The sequence below is a fragment of the Chryseobacterium sp. GTID13 genome, assembly GCF_056172655.1.
This window is the reverse complement of record NZ_JAOCMB010000007.1, coordinates 43082-61766: the sequence shown is the minus strand read 5'-3', so window position 1 is coordinate 61766 and position 18685 is coordinate 43082. Positions and strand designations below refer to the sequence as shown.

At 39.8% G+C, this 18685-nt stretch carries 12 protein-coding genes and 4 pseudogenes; 7 read left to right on the top strand and 9 right to left on the bottom strand.

The window, feature by feature from the left end; all coding sequences use genetic code 11:
* Positions 1-9: 9 nt before the first annotated feature.
* Positions 10-1038 carry a prolyl-tRNA synthetase gene (locus N4G44_RS19375; protein ID WP_474929144.1) on the top strand — a complete coding sequence of 343 codons (1029 nt, stop codon included), beginning with the start codon at positions 10-12 and terminating at the stop codon, positions 1036-1038.
* A gap of 100 nt (positions 1039-1138) precedes the next feature.
* Positions 1139-2470, top strand: a complete 1332-nt coding sequence (locus N4G44_RS19370) for an OmpP1/FadL family transporter (RefSeq protein ID WP_474929142.1) — start codon at positions 1139-1141, stop codon at positions 2468-2470.
* A gap of 85 nt (positions 2471-2555) precedes the next feature.
* Here N4G44_RS19370 and N4G44_RS19365 read toward each other — a convergent pair whose 3' ends face one another.
* Together N4G44_RS19365 and N4G44_RS19360 are read right to left on the bottom strand one after the other, a co-directional pair.
* Complete coding sequence (locus N4G44_RS19365; RefSeq protein ID WP_474930105.1) at positions 2556-3281, bottom strand: ZIP family metal transporter; 726 nt, start codon at positions 3279-3281, stop codon at positions 2556-2558.
* Positions 3281-4008, bottom strand: a pseudogene (locus tag N4G44_RS19360) (class I SAM-dependent DNA methyltransferase). Before N4G44_RS19360 ends, N4G44_RS19365 begins: the two are co-directional and overlap by 1 nt.
* A gap of 135 nt (positions 4009-4143) precedes the next feature.
* Here N4G44_RS19360 and N4G44_RS19355 point away from each other — a divergent pair.
* Positions 4144-5309, top strand: a pseudogene (locus N4G44_RS19355) (THUMP domain-containing class I SAM-dependent RNA methyltransferase).
* Positions 5310-5328: 19 nt separating this feature from the next.
* A complete protein-coding gene (locus N4G44_RS19350; protein WP_474929140.1) occupies positions 5329-5496 on the top strand; it encodes a hypothetical protein in 168 nt (55 codons plus the stop codon).
* A gap of 59 nt (positions 5497-5555) precedes the next feature.
* Here the strand turns inward: N4G44_RS19350 and N4G44_RS19345 are convergent, their stop codons facing one another.
* From N4G44_RS19345 to N4G44_RS19335, 3 genes are read right to left on the bottom strand one after another with little or no spacing between them, the layout of a single operon-like run.
* Complete coding sequence (locus N4G44_RS19345; protein WP_474929138.1) at positions 5556-6362, bottom strand: helix-turn-helix domain-containing protein; 807 nt, start codon at positions 6360-6362, stop codon at positions 5556-5558.
* 38 nt (positions 6363-6400) lie between these two features.
* Positions 6401-6700, bottom strand: a complete 300-nt coding sequence (locus tag N4G44_RS19340) for a hypothetical protein (RefSeq protein ID WP_474929136.1) — start codon at positions 6698-6700, stop codon at positions 6401-6403.
* Between the two features lie 14 nt (positions 6701-6714).
* Positions 6715-7413: an SDR family NAD(P)-dependent oxidoreductase gene (locus N4G44_RS19335; protein WP_474929134.1), complete on the bottom strand. Its 699-nt coding sequence runs from the start codon at positions 7411-7413 to the stop codon at positions 6715-6717.
* Positions 7414-7608: 195 nt separating this feature from the next.
* Here N4G44_RS19335 and N4G44_RS19330 point away from each other — a divergent pair, with 195 nt between their 5' ends.
* The gene (locus N4G44_RS19330) at positions 7609-8613 is read left to right on the top strand and encodes a glycosyltransferase family 2 protein (RefSeq protein WP_474929132.1); all 1005 of its coding nucleotides are present in this window, start codon (positions 7609-7611) and stop codon (positions 8611-8613) included.
* Between the two features lie 45 nt (positions 8614-8658).
* Here the strand turns inward: N4G44_RS19330 and N4G44_RS19325 are convergent, their stop codons facing one another.
* The gene (locus N4G44_RS19325) at positions 8659-9885 is read right to left on the bottom strand and encodes an aminotransferase class I/II-fold pyridoxal phosphate-dependent enzyme (protein WP_474929129.1); all 1227 of its coding nucleotides are present in this window, start codon (positions 9883-9885) and stop codon (positions 8659-8661) included.
* Between the two features lie 158 nt (positions 9886-10043).
* Between N4G44_RS19325 and N4G44_RS19320 the strand changes: the two genes are divergently transcribed.
* Complete coding sequence (locus N4G44_RS19320) at positions 10044-10502, top strand: Lrp/AsnC family transcriptional regulator (protein WP_474929127.1); 459 nt, start codon at positions 10044-10046, stop codon at positions 10500-10502.
* A 3-nt stretch (positions 10503-10505) separates the two neighbouring features.
* Here N4G44_RS19320 and N4G44_RS19315 read toward each other — a convergent pair whose 3' ends face one another.
* The 3 genes and pseudogenes from N4G44_RS19315 to N4G44_RS19305 form a co-directional block, all read right to left on the bottom strand.
* Positions 10506-10769 (bottom strand): hypothetical protein, encoded by a 264-nt coding sequence (locus N4G44_RS19315; protein ID WP_474929124.1) that lies wholly within the window; start codon positions 10767-10769, stop codon positions 10506-10508.
* Positions 10757-11536, bottom strand: coding sequence for a bestrophin family protein (locus N4G44_RS19310; protein ID WP_474929122.1), 780 nt, complete (start codon positions 11534-11536; stop codon positions 10757-10759). Before N4G44_RS19310 ends, N4G44_RS19315 begins: the two co-directional genes overlap by 13 nt.
* A gap of 126 nt (positions 11537-11662) precedes the next feature.
* Positions 11663-13733 (bottom strand): annotated as a pseudogene (locus tag N4G44_RS19305) (alpha-ketoacid dehydrogenase subunit alpha/beta).
* Between the two features lie 216 nt (positions 13734-13949).
* On the opposite strand from N4G44_RS19305, the pseudogene dnaE reads away from it, so the two are divergent.
* Positions 13950-18615, top strand: a pseudogene (gene dnaE, locus N4G44_RS19300) (DNA polymerase III subunit alpha).
* Positions 18616-18685: the final 70 nt, after the last annotated feature.

The following is an 18685-nucleotide window of genomic DNA, read 5'->3' as shown; positions in this document are numbered from 1 at the left end:
TTGCTTGGTATGTTAAAATCCAAAGGGGTTTTAACAATAGCAGGCGGATTGCTGCTTGTCTCCTGTGGTGCCCAGATGGGTGGATACACCGAGACTGACGGGGTATACTACGACCCCAACAAAGATACACTGCCGGAAGGCGTGATCATCAATGATGGCGGTAACAGGGTAGGCGAAAACTATGACTACTACCAGGATTCCAACGTGATCCAGAATGCAGAAGCCAATTCCAGAGAGCAGAATAACAGATATAACGAATGGAGCGGGACCAATGCTAACTGGAATACGAATGCTACCGATTCCGATTGGGGTGCATTTGCCGGATCTCAGACCAACTATTATGACAATTCCTGGGGTTATTATCCTTGGGGATGGTATGGTTATAGCCCGTATTGGGGCATGAACCGCGGCTGGGGCTGGGGTATGAATTTATCCTGGGGCTGGGGCGGCTCATTTGGATGGGGCTGGGGTGGCTCATTCGGCTGGGGCTGGGGAAGCCCTTACTGGGGATATTCTCCTTATTGGGGAGGATACTACGACCCATTCTGGGGTGGCGGTTACGGCTATCCATATTGGGGCGGCGGCTACTGGGGTAACGGTTACAGACCTGTTTACAGAAGAAGCGGTGGCGGAGGATTCAGTAATCCGGGCTTAACCAATGCTGTTTACAGAACCAATACCTACAGAAACAGTGGAAACGGTTTCAGAAATACATCAACCAACGGGTACCGAAACGGAAGTACGAACGGAGGCTTTAGAAATAGCGGTTCTTACAACAACGGAGGATTCAGACAAGGAAACGGCGGTTACAGAACGCAGCAACAGTCAGGAGGATTCCGTAATTCAAATTCTCAACCGAGACCTAGTTATAACTCACAGCCAAACTATAATAACAATGGAGGTTTCAGATCTAATGATGGAGGTTTCCGATCAAGCGGAGGTTTTAACAGTTCCGGAGGCGGCTTCAGAGGTGGCTCTTCAGGCGGAGGAGGTATGAGATCTGGCGGCGGAGGCGGCGGCTTCAGAGGCGGCAGATAATTTTGAACTTAATAACTATTAAAAAAATAATGTTAAAAAAATCTTTAGTATTAATGAGTGTTTCTGCTGCATTTTTGCGCAGGCACAGGATGTTTCCATATTGAGAAATACTGTAGATGTTTATTCCAGTACTCCTATGGTGGGTTCTTCAAAGTTTAATGCAATGGCAGGGGCTAACGGAGCATTAGGAGGCGATGCCAATTCACTGCTTACCAACCCTGCAGGTTTGGGAGTAGCTATTTCCGGAGAAGTTTCGGGAACGCTGTCTATCGCAGGAAATAAAAATAAGAGTACCTGGGCCGGATCTACCATTGATTACAGTAAAACCAATACGGATCTTGGAAACGCGGGTGCTGTAATGGCTTTTCCTCTTATGACTGAAACAGGATGGAAATTCATCAATATCGGGATCAATTTTTCCAATCAATCATTGGATAATTATGTAGAATCTCCCGGAAGCAGTAATGTGATCAAAGATTTTACGGATAAAAGCGCATCATTGGCAGGACATGCCTATAACAGATATGGAAATCTTTCCAGAACAAGTTTTGGGGTAGGTGCCAATTATAATCATAATTTATATATAGGTGCAGGATTCAATTTTTTAAGTGCATCCATAGATCAGTATGATACGGCAGCCTTCCAGTCATTAGACAATGGCTCCATAGAGTATTTTAACAGACAGAATACGCCTATGAGTGAAAGATCTTCCGGTTTTTCTGCTTCCTTAGGGGTAATCGGAAAGCTTAGCCCTAATTTCAGAATTGGTGGTTCCATAGAAACCCCAACTTTCTGGCGTATAGACAGGGCTTACAATTTCTATAACGATCCTGATTATGGAGATGGTACGGGTGGTGAATCCAGAGATCTTACAACACCGCTTAAAGCAACGGTAAGCGCTGCTTTTGTTGCCAGCAAAAACTTCTCATTGAATGTAGACTATACCCTTGGGCTTACAAAACCAAAATACAAAGTAGTTACAGGGGTTGAAACTGAACTAAACAATTTCTTTAAAGACAATTATAAGAATCTGTCTGAAGTAAGAATAGGGGCAGAATACAGAATACAGCAGTTTAGGCTGAGAGGTGGTTATTCTTACGTATCCAATCCTTTCGATGCTTTAACGGTAAGCCAGGTAAATCCGGATGCTTCCACATCAGATCAGTCATACAGCAATATGATGCTGAATAACAGAAACCTTGCCTCATTTGGTCTGGGATATGATTTCAAATCATTTTATATAGATGCATCTTATCAATATGTAACGTCCAAGTACAGCAATCCTTTCTTAAGAGGTATAGAAACAGGTAATCCTTCTACTGATACAGCTTATTATTCTGATACAAGAATTATGTCATCAGATTACTTTGCCGTTTCAGAAGTTAAAAATAACAGGAATAACTTCTTTATTACATTAGGCTGGAAGTTCTAATTCCAGATGTGTAATGAGTGATTAAATTGAAAGGCTCCGGATTTAATTCGGGGCTTTTTTATTTGCTGATCCGGTATAAAAAAGATTAATGTGAATGTCCGGCTACAGGATGATGATGGAACAAATGCATGATCAGTGCTAAAGAAACCCCAATAATGACAAGTCCGATCTTTACCCAGTCGATATTGTGGTTTTTATTGCTTTCAAAAATAATAACGGATGAAATATGAAGGAAAATTCCTCCTACAATAGCCAGGAAATAAGGCTGCAGATCAGGATTGAAATAATTTCCAAGAAGCATTCCCATTGGAGAAGCAAGAGCAAATAACGCTACAATCAGCAGTGAAGGATAAGGCGAAGTTTTAGATTCGTTTTTTCTGTTGAACAAAAAAGCTCCGAGTATAAAGGAGATCGGAAGATTGTGAAATACGATTCCCAGAAGATACGGGGATAAATGTTCCTTTTCATTAGCCAACGGAATTCCTTCAATAAAAGCATGGATAAACAAGCCCACCATTAATGCCACAGGAAGAATGTTGTGCTCATTATGATGATGGAAATGTCCATGTTCAAAACCTTTTGTAAGGGCTTCTAGGATCATCTGAAGCAAAACACCTGCTATAACGAAAATTCCCAGACTGCTTCCTGCTTCAGAAGTATATACCTGCGGGAAAACTTCATTCAGGCAGATCGTGATCAGGAATCCGGCGCTCAGCACCAGCAGATTTTTAGCCAGCTTTTCTTTTTTTCCGAAATGCTTGCCTAAAAAAACGCCTGTGATGACGCTTAATATCAGTAAAACGACGGTTATCATGCCTTTTTCTTAAATAAATTGATGCATCGTGGTGAAACCTCACGGTCAAATTCATTCAGCTGGTAATCGCCCCAGATTTTAATTCTTTCAAAACCACAGTCGGTTGCATATGAGTTGATGGCTTCCAGGGTATGAAGCTTTACTTTTTCAAAGAAATGAAAAGGCTTTCCGTCCGCTTCAAAACGGATATCTTTGATGATATGTCTTCCTTCGATCTTTTTCAGGATCTTAAAATCAATATTACCGCGGGTTATGGTGGTTTCAGGAACTAAATTTCTTCTTACATATTCTTCGTTCAGGTAATCAAGAACAAAATAGCCTCCCGGTTTTAAAACATCATAAACCGACTGAAAAACTTTTTGTCATCGTTTTCATTGTCGAAGTATCCGAAGCTGGTAAACAGGTTGAATATTGCATCCATGGGATCTGCATCAATAGGATTCCGCATATCGTGAACATTGAAAAGAAGAGTCTGGGTTTCAAACTGCTTATCAAATTCAATGCTTTGTCTGGAAAGATCCAGCCCGAGAACGTCGTAGCCTAATTTGTTAAGGAAAACAGAATGCCTGCCTTTTCCGCACGCCAGATCAATAATCTTGGATGATTGCGGTAACTGAAGGTCTTCAGTAAGCTTTGTAATGAAATTTTCTGCTTCCGTATAATCTCTGTTGCTATAAAGAAGATGATAATAAGGCGTATCAAACCAAGATTCAAACCATTCCATAATGCAAAAATAACTAAATTTGTGCGGTTAAAAGCAAAGTATTTAAATATTGGAAGATCGAAAAATTCAATGAGCAATAAAATTGAATCCGTAATCTTTTAATTATTAAATCATTAAATCTTTTAAGATATATTTATGAACACAGAAAATCTAAAGATTCAGATAAAGACATTCTTCGGACTGGAGCAGATTCTTGCTGAAGAAATCAAAAAATTAGGAGGACGAAATGTAGAGATTAAAAACCGTGCGGTTAATTGTGAAGGAGATTTGGGTTTCCTCTATAAAATTAATTACTCCGCAAGAACTGCATTAAAAATTTTAATTCCAGTATTTGAATTTAAGGCATTTAACCAGCACCAGTTTTACAGTAAACTTTCTGCGATTGCCTGGGAAGAATATATGGATGTAGATCAGTCTTTCGCGATTGATTCCACTGTAAATTCGGAAACATTCAAGCATTCCCAGTTTGTGACTCTGAAAATGAAGGATGCTATTGTTGATTATTTTCAGGATAAATTCAACAGACGTCCGAACGTAGAAACAAGAAACCCTGACATCAAATTCCACCTGCATATCGACCGGGAACTGGTTACTGTTTCTCTGGATTCTTCAGGAGATCCTTTGTTTAAAAGAGGATATAGAAAAGAACAGGGCGAAGCTCCTATCAATGAAGTGCTGGCAAGCGGAATGCTGCAGCTGGCAGGCTGGGACGGAAAAGGAAACTTCTTAGACCCGATGTGTGGTTCAGGAACCCTTCTTATTGAAGCGGCCATGATTGCCATGGATCTTCCTGCACAGATTTTCAGAAGAAGATTTGCCTTCCAGAACTGGAATAATTATGATGCCGATCTTTTTGCTAAAATTAAAGAAGTCAGAGTTAACAGGGTAAAAGAATTTACAGGAAAGATTGTCGGTTATGATATTGATGCCAGAATGCTGAATGCAGCCAGAATCAATATTGAAGCAGCTGAAATGGAAGATGTGATTGAAGTAAGAAAACAGAACTTCTTTGATTCCAAGAAAGATCTTTTCCCATTACTGATGGTTTTCAATCCTCCTTACGATGAGAGAATTTCTATAAACGATGATGATTTTTACAAGAAAATCGGCGATACATTCAAAACAAGTTATCCCAATACTTTAGCATGGCTGATCTCTTCCGATCTGGAAGCTGTGAAAAAATCGGGCTTCGTCCTTCAAGAAAAATCAAGCTTTTCAATGGAAAACTGGAAACAAGATTCCTTCAGTACGAAATGTACGAGGGCACGAAAAAGGTACATAAATTAGAAGATAATAAATAAAGTTTAAAATAATAAACTGATGTCCTGGAATTTTTTTGACATATTTGATGTTGTTTTTGATTTATTCGGTCTTTTGGGTTCTGGATCAAAATCATCACCTTCAAAACCTGAAAGAAAGGCTTTAAATCATAATGTAATATCTCAAAAGAAGGATTCAAAAGATCCGGATAGTTCACAGAAAAAATAATTACAGTAGTAATTAAAATAAAAAATAGGTTGTACCACAGGAGTACAGCCTATTTTGTTTTATATTGCCAGTGAAGGTGCAAAGCCATACTGTTTTTTAAAGGCATACGAGAAATGGGAGAGGTCCTCAAAACCTACCTCCAGAAATACATCCGAAGGCCGTTTATTCTTCTCCTTTAAATGATAATAAGCCAATTCAAGGCGTTTTTGGGTAAGCCAGCGCTGAGGTGTAGTATGGAAAATCCTTCTGAAATCCCTGTTGAAAGTGGATAAGCTTCTGCCCGTCAGGTATCCGAAACGCTCCAAAGACATATTGAACATATAATTTCTTTCCATAAATCCGGCCAGGTCAATTTTTCCCGGTTCTTCAAAATCGGTGAGAACAGCATCTATATCCGGATCAGATTCCCTTAAAATGCTGATGGCTTCAGTGATTTTTAGTGAGGCAATATTTTCCGGAAAAAGTCCTTCCATTTCAAAATAGGGGATCAGGGAGGCGAGGCAGCTTTTCAGCAATGGATGACTCTGAAAACTGTGAATTTTAGACTCCCGGCTAAACGCTTTATGTTTCACTTCAACGGAAGCATAAAACTGTTTCAGCCGCTCTGTCGTAAGGTGCATTACTACAGCTTTATGGGGAAGTCCGTCTTTGGGATAATTGATGATGGTGGCCAGATGATTTCTCGGGATCAGGAAGATGTCCCCGGCCCTGAATACATAGGTTTTATCAGCCTGGATGATCTTTGTTTCCCCTGATATAAACCAGACGAGCATATGAAATTCAAAAACGGTCTCAGTCTTGAAAAGCTTATCGTCATAGGTAGAGAGCTTGATGTCCGGAGTGATGTACTGTATGTTGAAATCCATGATCTTGGTTTTATAGATGCAAATGTATTAAAATGAGATTATTCCGTATCGAATCTGAAGCCAAGCATTTGCTCACTCAATGTCCATAATCTTTCTGCATTATCTCTGTCAATTGAATAAGGCTGGACACCGCGAATGGTTTCAGGATCATCAAATCGGTGTTCTATCTGTCCGAGATCTATTTCGGCAATATCGCAGTTTTCACAGTAAACTCCACCGATATTCTGAAGAGCAGGGCTCGTTGCACACCAAACTGTGGTGGCAGCACCTTGTGGAATCGTTTTTAATTTAGCTTCAACTTCAGGTTTTATTTTTCCGTTCTCATCATGAGTACCCATCTGAATAAAAAGGTCTATGGGTTCTTCTCTTCCGAGATCGGTTCCGAAAACAGAGCCGGGATGTAAAGAATAGGCTCTGATATTGAACTTTTTCCTCTTTCATCCAATGCTGCGGCAAATAAATTACAGGCTGTCTTCGACTGTCCGTATCCCAGCAGGGTCTGATATTCCCTTTGCTCAAAGTTCGGATCTTCAAAATTAAAATCGGACATCTGGTGGCCGTATGAAGAAACACTGAGAACCCTTGCATTGCCTGATCTTTTCAATGCAGGCCAAAGTCTGGCTGTAAGATGAAACTGCCCCAGATAATTGGTTGCCAGCTGTGATTCGATGCCCCTGCTGTCTCTCCTCAGAGACACCCACATAATTCCGGCATTATTGATCAAAAGATCAAGCTTTCTTCCGGATGCCAGAAATCTTTGGCTAAACTCATCAATAGAGGCAGGGTCCATCAGATCCATTTTTTCAAATTCAATATGGTCAATACCTTCAAGATTTTTTCCTGCTTTTTCAATGTCTCTCGCAGGAACAATTACGTTGGCTCCCGCAGCTGCAAGAACTTTAGTCGTTTCGAGGCCGATTCCTGCATAGCCGCCTGTGATGATTACTGTTTTACCGGTAAGGTCGGTTCCTTTTATAATTTCCGATGCTGCAGTCTTTGCGTTAAACCCTGACTGGATAGGGTGCTGTAGTGGATTGATGTTGTGTGTCATTTTTTTGGGTTTAAATTTCTATAGCAAAGGTACAGGCTGTTTATTCTTGTTATTTTGTTTAAAATGTCAAATCATTTTGTTAAGAATTTCATGGGATGAATATCCTCAGTTGGCTTAAAAGTAAATTTCTTCCAATAACCTGTTAAACTGTTTGTAGGTTCCTCAGCGAATAAGTAATTTTGAAAAATTTTCAATTTGAGACCTACCATTTCCATTGTTGTTGCCATTTTCAACCGAAAAGACGAACTTTTTGAATTGCTGAATTCTTTGACTTTTCAGACAGACAAAGAGTTTGAAGTGATTATTGTGGATGACGGATCCTTTATTGACCTTAAACCAACCATTCACAACTTTGAAGAACTATTGGATATCAAATATTTCAGGAAGGATAATTCCGGTCCCGGTCTGACCCGGAATTATGGGGCGAAAAGAGCTCAGAATGATTGGCTTCTGTTTGTAGACAGCGACGTGATTGTAGAAAAAGATTATATCGAAAATCTTAAAAAAGATATTGAGACCATTCCGTGTGATGCTTTCGGTGGGGCGGATAAAGCCCATAAAGGATTTAACCTGATGCAAAAAGCCATTTCATACTCAATGACTTCGGTTTTTACAACAGGTGGAATCAGGGGAAGTAAAAAGGCGGTTTCCAGATTTCAGCCTAGAAGTTTTAATATGGGGGTAAAGAAAGAGGTTTTTGAAAAAGTAGGCGGCTTTTCCGAAATGAGGATCGGTGAAGATCCGGACCTGTCCATGACCCTTTGGGAAAACGGTTTTACTACTGCATTTTTTGATGATATTGCTGTATATCATAAGCGTAGGGTAGATTTAGGCAAATTTTCAAAGCAGGTTTATCAATTTGGATGTGCCAGACCCATTCTTAACCAAAGACATCCCAATTATGTCAAAATCTCATTTGCATTTCCTACACTTTTCATGCTGGGCTATATTTTAGGATTTATAGAGTATTTTGTTTTGGGCAGAGGAATTATCCTGGCGTTTTACGGGCTGTATACATTCCTTGTACTATTCCATGCACTGATTGTCATTAAAAATATCAGCATTGCCGGAATGGCGGTGATTTCCACTTATATCCAGATGTTTTCCTATGGATACGGCTTCCTGAAATCATGGGTGCTGCTGAATGTTTTCAGAATGAAGCCCGAAGAAGCCTTTCCCAAACATTTCCACCTTAAATAAAAAATAAAAGCTGCCGGAAGTTCCAACAGCTTTTATAACAATAAATTAGGATATGAATAAAGTTTCATGGTTGAGAACGCCTGTTTTCAGCATGCATTCCCGCATTTTTTCATAAGTTCTTGCAATGTCGTGATCCAGTCCGATCGAGAATCTGATCAGTCCGTCCGATATGCCCATTGCTTCACGCTCTTCTTCCGGAATTTCCGATGATGTGGAGCTTCCCGAGCATGAAAATAAAGTTTTGTAGAATCCTAAGCTTACAGCCAGATATCCCAGATTTTCCTGCTGCATCATTTCCATCAGCTCATTTGCTTTTTCAGTGGTTCCTGCATCTACAGTTAGCAGACCTCCGAATCCGTATTCTTCGTGCATCATGCTTTTCATCAATTCATGGTCCTTGTGGGATTTCAGGCCCGGATACGATACTTTCAGACCGTCCTTTTCAAATCTTTCAGCAAGATACATGGCATTGTGGCTGTGCTGTTTCATTCTGATGTGAAGAGTTCTCAGGTTTTTAAGGATGCTTGCAGAACGGAAGCTGTCCATGGTAGGGCCCAGCAGCATGCATGCTCCGTTATTTACATTTTTAGTGTCATTAATGAATTCCTGGCTTCCGCAGTAAACACCGCCTACGGTATCGCTGCTTCCGTTAATGAACTTTGTTAAGCTGTGAATAACGATATCAGCTCCCAGTAATGTTGGTGAAACAGAAAGTGGGGAGAAAGTATTGTCTACGATCAGTTTTAAATTATATTTTTTACAGATTTCAGAAAGCTTTCTGAGATCTGCTACTTCCAGAAGCGGATTGCTTACACTTTCACAATAAATAACTTTTGTATTGGGAGTTATGGCATTTTCTATAGATTCAAAATTGCTGATATCTACAAAAGTGGTATCAATATGAAAAGGAGGCAGGAAATTTTTGAGGAAAGCATAAGTTCCTCCGTAAATCGTTCTGCTGGAAATAATATGGTCACCGCTTTTGCATACCTGCATGAGGACTGAGGTAATAGCTCCCATTCCGGATGCTGTAACGTTGGCGGCTTCGGTGTTTTCCATTTTTGCGAGTGCCTGTGCCAGATAAAGATTCATCGGGGATGAATGTCTTGAGTATAAATAGCATCCTTCCGCGTTGCCTTCAAAAGTATCAAACATAGTTTTAGCAGAAAGGAATGTATACGTAGAACTGTCAGAAATAGATGGATTTACCCCTCCGAATTCTCCAAAATACTGAAGATCCTGTATCTCATTAGCTGCATTAAAATTTTCCATAAGCTTTAGGTTTTATTTATCGGCCTAAATATGCTCTGTTTTCATAATTATTACAAGATATATTTGAATTTGTAGAATATAAATCTATAATTTTTATATTATATAGAAAATATGTTTATTATATTTGAATTTGTTAAACTTTATCCAAAAAAACATCTATGAACTTTGATGAAACTGATAAAAAACTGCTGCTGTTCCTCCAGGAAGACTGTAAGCAAACAACCAAAGAGCTGGCTTACAAGCTTAATTTGTCTGTAACAGCTGTTTATGAACGCATCAAAAAGCTTGAAAACTTTGGCGTGATCTCAAAATATGTAGCCTTACTTGACCGTCATAAAATAAACAGGGATTTTATTGTATTGTGTCACATCAAATTAACACAGCACAAAAAAGAATTTGTGCTGCAGTTTGAAAGAGAAGTAATGAATCTCCAGGAAGTCACGGAATGTTTTCATGTGAGTGGAGATTACGATTATATCCTTAAAATTGGCGTGAAGGATATGGAGGATTACCGTAATTTTATGCTCAGCAAATTGACGGCACTTCAGCATATAGCAAGCACCCACAGCTCTTTTATGATCTCTGAAGTGAAGAATACAACGGCAATTGTACTTTAAAATCTATACCAGAACTCCGTTTTTGGATGAGATGGCTTCCGGAAGCTCCGTTTCACCTCCCATTTGTAAAAGGTCAATTTCTATCGCTCTGCATATAGAAAGCATCGGGATATCAAACATTAATCCGCCAAAAGGGTTTTCAGAATAATCGCCTACCAGTTCCATGATGATATAGATCCATCCGATGATAATACAGAATGGGATAGAAGTCCAGATTCCCCAATCGCCTAGCTTGGCAAATTCATTGACCAAACCTAAGGGAAGCAAAAGGATAAAAAGGATATTGAATACAAATGCGGTACTCGCAAACTGCCTTGGCGAAGGGAATTTTTAATTCTTTCAGCCTGCCCCTGGTAATTATAAAATTCATTCAAAGAGTTTTGCAGCTGCATCTGGTTAAATTCGGAAATGATTTTTTTGTTCTTTAATTCATTGATCTCTTTGGCTTGCTTTGAAATCAGATACGTAGCGAAATTTTTATACTCGGACTGCAGTTCGAATTCCTCTTCAGAAAGATATTTATGCAAAAAGATAGGAGTTCTTCCGTAATCAGGGAACCCCGCTTTGATCAGCCTGTGACGTTTGAGGTCAATATTTTTAAAACTATCTTCTTCGTAGCTGATGTGCTCCCATTCTGCAGGAACCAAGAGTTGCTCCCGGAAAGTATAAAGCCACGCAATATGGCGGTAAATGATTCTTTTTCTGCGGTCTTCCAGGTCAAAAACACCGGTTTCTTCATTTTCAGTATCAAAAGCATAGACCATGGCAGCAAATGACCGGCTTGAATTAACAATTCCGCCCCATATTTTCCGGGCTTCCCACAACCTGTCATAGGCCTGGTTATTTTTAAAACCTACCAGGAAAGCTTCTGCCGTACCAATTAATGCCACCGGTACCCAGGGAATGATCATCCAATGCCAGTTGAAAAAATAAAACAGTGCTGTAATCAGGGTGCACCAAACAGAAATCCAGATCAAATGGATACCGGAAAGGTTTAAAACCTGTTTGTAATTGACGTATTTTGTGGTGATCATAATGCTGTACGAAATTTGGTGTGCATATAAACAAAAGAAATACCAAACAGGGTTTTCTAATGCTTATTTAAATGTAATAAAAAAACCTCTAAAAAATTAGAGGTTCCATATAATTTATAAAGCTGACTAATATCGCAGCATTTCTTCAATCTTTTTGCTGAGCTTTTCCGCATTGGGAAGCATTTCTTTTTCCAGTACCAGATTAATAGGAACTGCCGGAACATCCAGGGAGCCCATAGTTTCAACAGGAGCATCAAGATATTTGAAGCAGTTTTTCGAAATACGGTGTGCAAATGCTTCTGCAAATGAATTGTTAAGCTGCTCTTCGGTAAGAACAATACATTTCCCATGGGCTTTCACTCTTTCGAAAACAAGTTCTTCATCAAGAGGGATGATTGTTCTCAGATCAATTACTTCAACTCTTCCGCCAAAGTTCTTCACAGCTTCTTTAGCCCAGTAAACCCCCATTCCGTAGGTTACAACCAGTAAAGTTCTGCCTTTTTCAGTTTCATTCTGATGCGCTTCAATGATCACTTTTCCTTTTCCGAAAGGAAGAATATAATCTTCTGCCGGTTCAATGGTTTTGGCATCTTCAGTTCCCGGAACCTTGCTCCAGTACAAACCTTTATGCTCCAGCATAATAACAGGGTTCGGATCGTAGTAAGCAGCTTTTAATAAGCCTTTGAAATCGGCTGCGTTACTTGGATAGGCTATTTTAATTCCTTTGATATTGGCTAATATACTTTCAACGCTTCCACTGTGGTAAGGCCCGCCACCACCGTATGCACCGATTGGTACACGGATAATATTGCTTACAGGGAATTTTCCCTGGCTTAAATAGCTTGATTTTGAGATTTCGGTAATCAATTGGTTGATCCCCGGGTAAATATAATCGGCAAACTGAACTTCCACGATAGGCTTTAATCCTACAGCACTCATTCCAGCCGTTGAACCAATGATGTATGCTTCCTGGATAGCAGTATTGAATACTCTTTTGCTTCCGAATTTCTTACCTAAAGTCACTGTTTCCCTGAAAACACCTCCGATTCTTTCTCCTACATCCTGCCCGTAAAGAAGAGCTTCAGGATGCTTCCACATTAACTCCTGAACCGCATGGATAGCAGCATCTACCATCACGATTTTTTCACCGCCTGCAGGTTCACGGGTTCCAGTTTCTTCTGTGATTGGAGTAGGGGCAAAAACATGCTGCATTACTGTTTCAGGCTTCGGATCTTCTGCATTTTTTGCTCTTTCAAAAGCTTCTTCTGCATCAAGACGGGCTTTTTTAGTGATCTGCTTTAAAAGATCTTCGTCAACTCCTGATTCAAGAAGCTGTTTTCTGAGGATTTCTCCCGGATCTTTTGCCCTATGTTTTGTTAAATCTTCTTCGTCTCTGTAAAATTCTCTTCTTACACCGGATGTATGATGACCGATTAGAACGGTTTTGGCACAGACAACCAAAGGTTTTCTTTCGTTTCTTACAAAATCTACAGCCTTTTTCATGGCTTCAAAGCTTTCCACGAAATCTGTTCCGTCCACACGCATTCTGCTAAGCCCTGTAAATCCTGCTACGAAATCGTAAGCATCACAGGTTCTTGCTTCTTCTTTAGTTACGGAAATTCCCCATTCGTTATCCTGTACAAGGAATATGATAGGGAGCTGGTGAAGGGCTGCAAACTGTAAAGCCTCACTTACTTCACCTTCCGTTACAGAATTGTCTCCAAGGCTGCAAACCACAACCGGATTATTCTCGAATTGCTGTAAATTAAAATCCTGGATATATTTTATTCCCTGTGCCACACCAGTCGTAGGAATGGTCTGCATACCTGTTGCAGAACTCTGGTGAATGATTTTGGGTTTGTTTTCGTCTCTGCTGGAAGGATGGGAATAATAAGATCTTCCCCTGAAAACGGATCTTCTGCTTTTGCCAACAATTGCAGCATAAGCTGATAGGGTTCAAAACCGATCCCTAAAAGAATACTTTCATCACGGTAATAAGGAGATACCCAGTCTTCTTTTTTAACTGGTAAGCAGTCGCCAGCTGGATGGCTTCGTGACCTCTTGAAGTACTATGAACATATTTACAGATATTTCTGTTTTCCTCATAGATATCCGCCATAGCCTTAGCCAGCATCATATGATTATACGCTTTAAGCAAAATATCCTGAGAAACCTTTTCGTGAAGTGTATTTTCCATAGAAAGCAAATATACACAAAAAAATAAAATACTAACAAGCGTTAGTATTTTGTAAAAATCTTGTTCCTGTTAAGATCATTTGTTTGCAGATTTTATCGAAACTGTCCTTTTCTTGCAGAAGATCAATAACGATGTTGACTTATAACTTTATAAGGCAGAAATCTGGAAAAAATGAAGTAACTTTACATTCTCTTTTTAAAAAAGTTAGAAACTTATATGTATTTAATTTTTGACACAGAAACAACCGGATTACCTAAAAATTTCAATGCTCCGCTTTCAGATTCCGACAACTGGCCAAGAATGGTCCAGATTGCATGGCAGGTGCATGATGATAATGGTAACTTAATTGAAAATCAGGATTATATAATAAAACCTGAAGGGTATGATATTCCCTTCAATGCCGCGAGGATTCACGGAATTACCACCAAAATAGCCAACGAAGAAGGAAGGGACCTGCAGGAGGTCCTGGAAGAGTTTTCTCAGGTTCTGGATAGAGTAAGGGTAGTGTCCGGGCATAATGTAGAATTCGATTACAATATTGTAGGAGCAGAATTCTACAGGAAAAATATAAAAGACAACCTTCAGGAGAAGCCTAAAGCCGATACTATGGTTTTAGGAACAGATTACTGTAAGCTTGGCGGTGGAAAAGGCGGAAGATATAAATCTCCTAAACTGGAAGAGCTGTATGAAAAGCTTTACGGTCACAAATTTGACGAAGCCCATAATGCAGCTGCCGACGTAAATGCAACGGCCCGGGTATTCTTTGAAATGATGAGGATTGGAGTAATTCCTGCTGAGATCCTGAAAATTTCAGAAGACCAGCTGAGCTATTTCAAAACGCTTTATCCGGATCCGATACAACCGTTTAATATTGTTATCAGAAGGCAGGTTGCCGATTTTAACAATAAGAAAAAACAACAGGATTTTGGAAGTATTGATGAAATTGATATCGGTAAGTATTTCAATTTTAACAACCACAGTGTTTTTTCTACGCTGATGGCCACTTCAAGCATTAATGATCTGATCAAAAAGGCTTCCGATGATAATTTTCCGGCAGTAGGAATAGTCGACATCGGGAATATGATGGGCGCTTTTAAATTTGTTTCAGCCGTTGAGGCTGCGAATGGTGACCGCGCGAAAAAGCATAAAGAATATCTGGCAAAAAAACAGGAAGCAGAAGAGAACGGAACGGAATTTACTGAACAGGAACCTGTTTCTGAACCGCTTATTCCTGTTGTAGGCTGTGAATTTTATATTTCAGACAGGTATGAGCAAAAGCAGTTTACAAAAGATGATCCGGACAGAAGAACTCAGGTTGTTCTTCTGGCAAAAGATTTTAACGGCTATAAAAATCTGGCAAAACTTTCAAGTATAGGATTTTTAAAAGGTTTTTATTTTGGAGTACCGAGAATCAGCAGGGAATTGATTGCTGAGTATAAAGAAGGTCTTATAGCACTGACCTCCGGAATTTTGGGAGATATCCCGGATGCCATTCTTAATACCGGGGAACAGAAAGGAGAGGAGCTCTTTAAATGGTGGAAAGACACTTTCGGAGATGATTTTTATGTACAGCTTCAGAATCACCAGCTGCCGGAAGAAGAACATTTAAATGAAGTTTTGCTATATCTGGCAGATAAATATAATACGAAGATTCTTGCTCAGAACGAAACCTTCTACACCAGCAAAGAAGATGCAAATATCCAGGATATCGTGAGCTGCATTAAAGATGGTGAAAAATTAACGACACCGGTAGGAAAAGGCTTCGGAAAGCGAAGAGGGTTAACTACAGGAGAATATTATATTAAAAGCAGTGACGAGATTAAAGAAGCGTTTCTGGCCTATCCGGATGCTTTTGAAGCTTACGATGAATTCCTTGCAAAATTCAGTCCATATACCTTAAAAAGAGATGTTCTTCTTCCCAAGTTCGACATTCCTCAAGAATTTATTCATGCAGAAGATGAAGCAGATGGAGGAAAAAGAGGAGAGATGGCTTATCTTACTCACTTAACTTATGAAGGGGCAAGAAAAAGATATGAAGAAATTACAGATGAAATCAAGGAACGTCTTGATTTTGAGCTTGATGTAATTGCCAATACAGGTTATCCCGGATACTTCCTTATTGTACAGGATTTCTGTAACGAAGCCCGGAATATGGGCGTTTGGGTAGGCCCAGGAAGGGGTTCTGCAGCAGGTTCAGCGGTAGCTTATTGTATCGGAATTACCAATGTTGACCCTATTAAATACGACCTCCTTTTTGAGAGATTCCTGAATCCGGAAAGGGTTTCCATGCCCGATATTGATATCGATTTTGATGATGAAGGACGTGACAGGATCATTAAATGGGTGATTGAAAAATATGGTCAGAGCCAGGTAGCGCAGATCATTACCTACTCAGTTCTTGGTGGAAAATCTGCTATTAAAGATGCCGGAAGAGTTCTGGATGTTCCTATTCCCGATACCAATAATATTGCAAAACTGATTCCTCCAAGCCCGGGAATGAATATTGCCAAAGCTTTGGCTAAATATGATAAGCTGAAACCGGAGGAACAGATGCTGGTGGATGAAATGCGAATGGTTCTGGACAACCCTGAAGATCCCCGCTTCGATGTCCTGGCCAGTGCCAAAAAATGGAAGGCTGTATCAGGAATACGGGAATCCATGCCTGCGGGGTAATTATCACCCCTGAAGATGTAAGTAACCTTGTTCCGATTACCATTGCGGCGAAAGATGCTGATATCTTAGTTTCCCAGTTTGATAACTCAGTCGCTGAAAGTGCGGGACTTCTGAAAATGGACTTCCTGGGTCTCCGTACCCTTACGATCATTAAGGATGCCATGAAGCTGGTTAAACAGAGACATAATATTGATCTCGATCCGGATGAAATTCCGCTTGATGATGCCAAGACTTATCAGCTTTTTAAAGAAGGAAGAACCGTCGGGATTTTCCAGTATGAAAGTCCGGGAATGCAGAAATACATGAGAGAGCTTAAACCTACTGTTTTTGCCGATCTTATTGCCATGAATGCACTTTACCGTCCGGGTCCCATCAAATATATCCCGAACTTTATCAACAGAAAGCACGGAATTGAGGAAATTGTTTATGACCTTCCTGAGACCGAAGAATATTTAAAAGAAACTTACGGAATTACCGTATACCAGGAGCAGGTAATGCTTTTATCCCAGAAGCTGGCCAACTTTACCAAAGGTGAAGCCGATACACTGAGAAAAGCAATGGGTAAAAAACAGATTGACGTTCTGAATAAAATGTACCCCAAATTCATTGAAGGAGGTAAGAAAAATAATCTTGATGAAGACCGTTTAAATAAGATCTGGAACGACTGGAAAGCTTTTGCGGAATATGCTTTCAACAAATCCCACTCGACCTGCTATGCCTTAATTGCTTATCATACCGCTTACCTGAAAGCCAATTATCCGGCTGAATATATGGCAAGTGTAATGAGTAATAACATCAACAATACAGATTCTATTACCATGTTCATGGAGGACTGTAAGAGTATCGGAGTGGATGTTTTAGGACCGGATGTCAATGAATCCCAGTATAAATTCTCAGTAAACGAAAAAGGGCAGATCCGTTTTGGTCTGGGAGCTATTAAAGGAATAGGGGAAGGGCCGAGTGAGGCTATTACAAGAGAAAGAGAAGCTAACGGAAGATTTAGAAATGTGTATGATTTCTTTGAAAGAATTCTTCCTTCTCAAATGAATAAAAGAGTGGCGGAAAGTTTAGTGCTGGCCGGAGCTTTCGACGAATTGGGATCTTATCACAGAGGTCAGTATTTTGACGTTGATATGTCCGGAAAAACAAACCTGGAAAGACTCATCAGGTACGGACAGAGCTTCCAGGAAAGTAAAAATGAAATGGAGCATTCTCTTTTTGCTGATTTTGCCGATGAGGTACAGATTGAACAGCCCAAACTGCTCCCGTGCCCGGAGTGGCCTAATATGCACAAACTTAATAAAGAGAAAGAAATCATCGGATTCTATTTGTCTGCACACCCGCTGGATGAATTCAAATATCAGTTCCAGTTTATGCAGGGCAGGCTTTCTAAAAAAGTGTCCTGGAAAAAGACGAAGAAAAGCCGGTAACCGAAGAAGTCCCTATTTTAGAGAAAGATTCCCAGGATGAAACAATAGATCTTATTGAAATTGTTTCCGATGATATGTCGGTAGGGGAAGGGGATGAGGAAATCATAGAAGAAGTAACAAAAAAGGCTGAACCTAAAGGTAATTTCCTGTTTTTGAACCTGGATGAGGTGGATGCTTACAAAGAGCAGGCTTTTTCCAATAAGCAGGAAGAGCTTTTTGAAGAAAAGAAAAAGGACTGGAAAACCGTTCAGAAAGAAAGAGAGAACGGCGGCGGTGGAAAAGAGTATACGGTAGCCGGATTAATTACCGAATACAGGGTGCAGGATGGTTTCAGAAGTGGTGAAAAAGTTGCTTTTGTAACTTTGGAAGATTATTCAGGATCTTATTCCTTCAGGTTGGGAGACAGGGATTATATGCGCCTTAAAGAAAAGCTGGAAGTCCAGAGATTTGTGATTTTTAAAATAAAATTTGCACAGGTGAAGGACGGAAGGGTTTTTGTGAATGTAGTTGATGTTATAGAGCTTCAGGAAGCTTTTGAACGATTTGCAAAAAGTATTTCCCTAGTGATGGACGTAATGGATGTCCGCCCGGAAGACCTTGACTTTTTCAGAACGGTTCTTGAAAGAAATAAAGGAAACCAGAAGCTTAAGTTCTTCATTAAAAATATTGAAGATGATTCCCAGATTGAAGTTCAGTCCATGAAACATTCCGTCGATCTGAACGGAGATTTGATTAAGGAAATTCAGCTTCTCAATAAGTATGAATTTTATCTGAATTAATAATTGGTAAAAATTAGAGTTATTAAGCGGCATTTTGCCGCTTTTTTACTTTAATGATAAAAATAAAGTG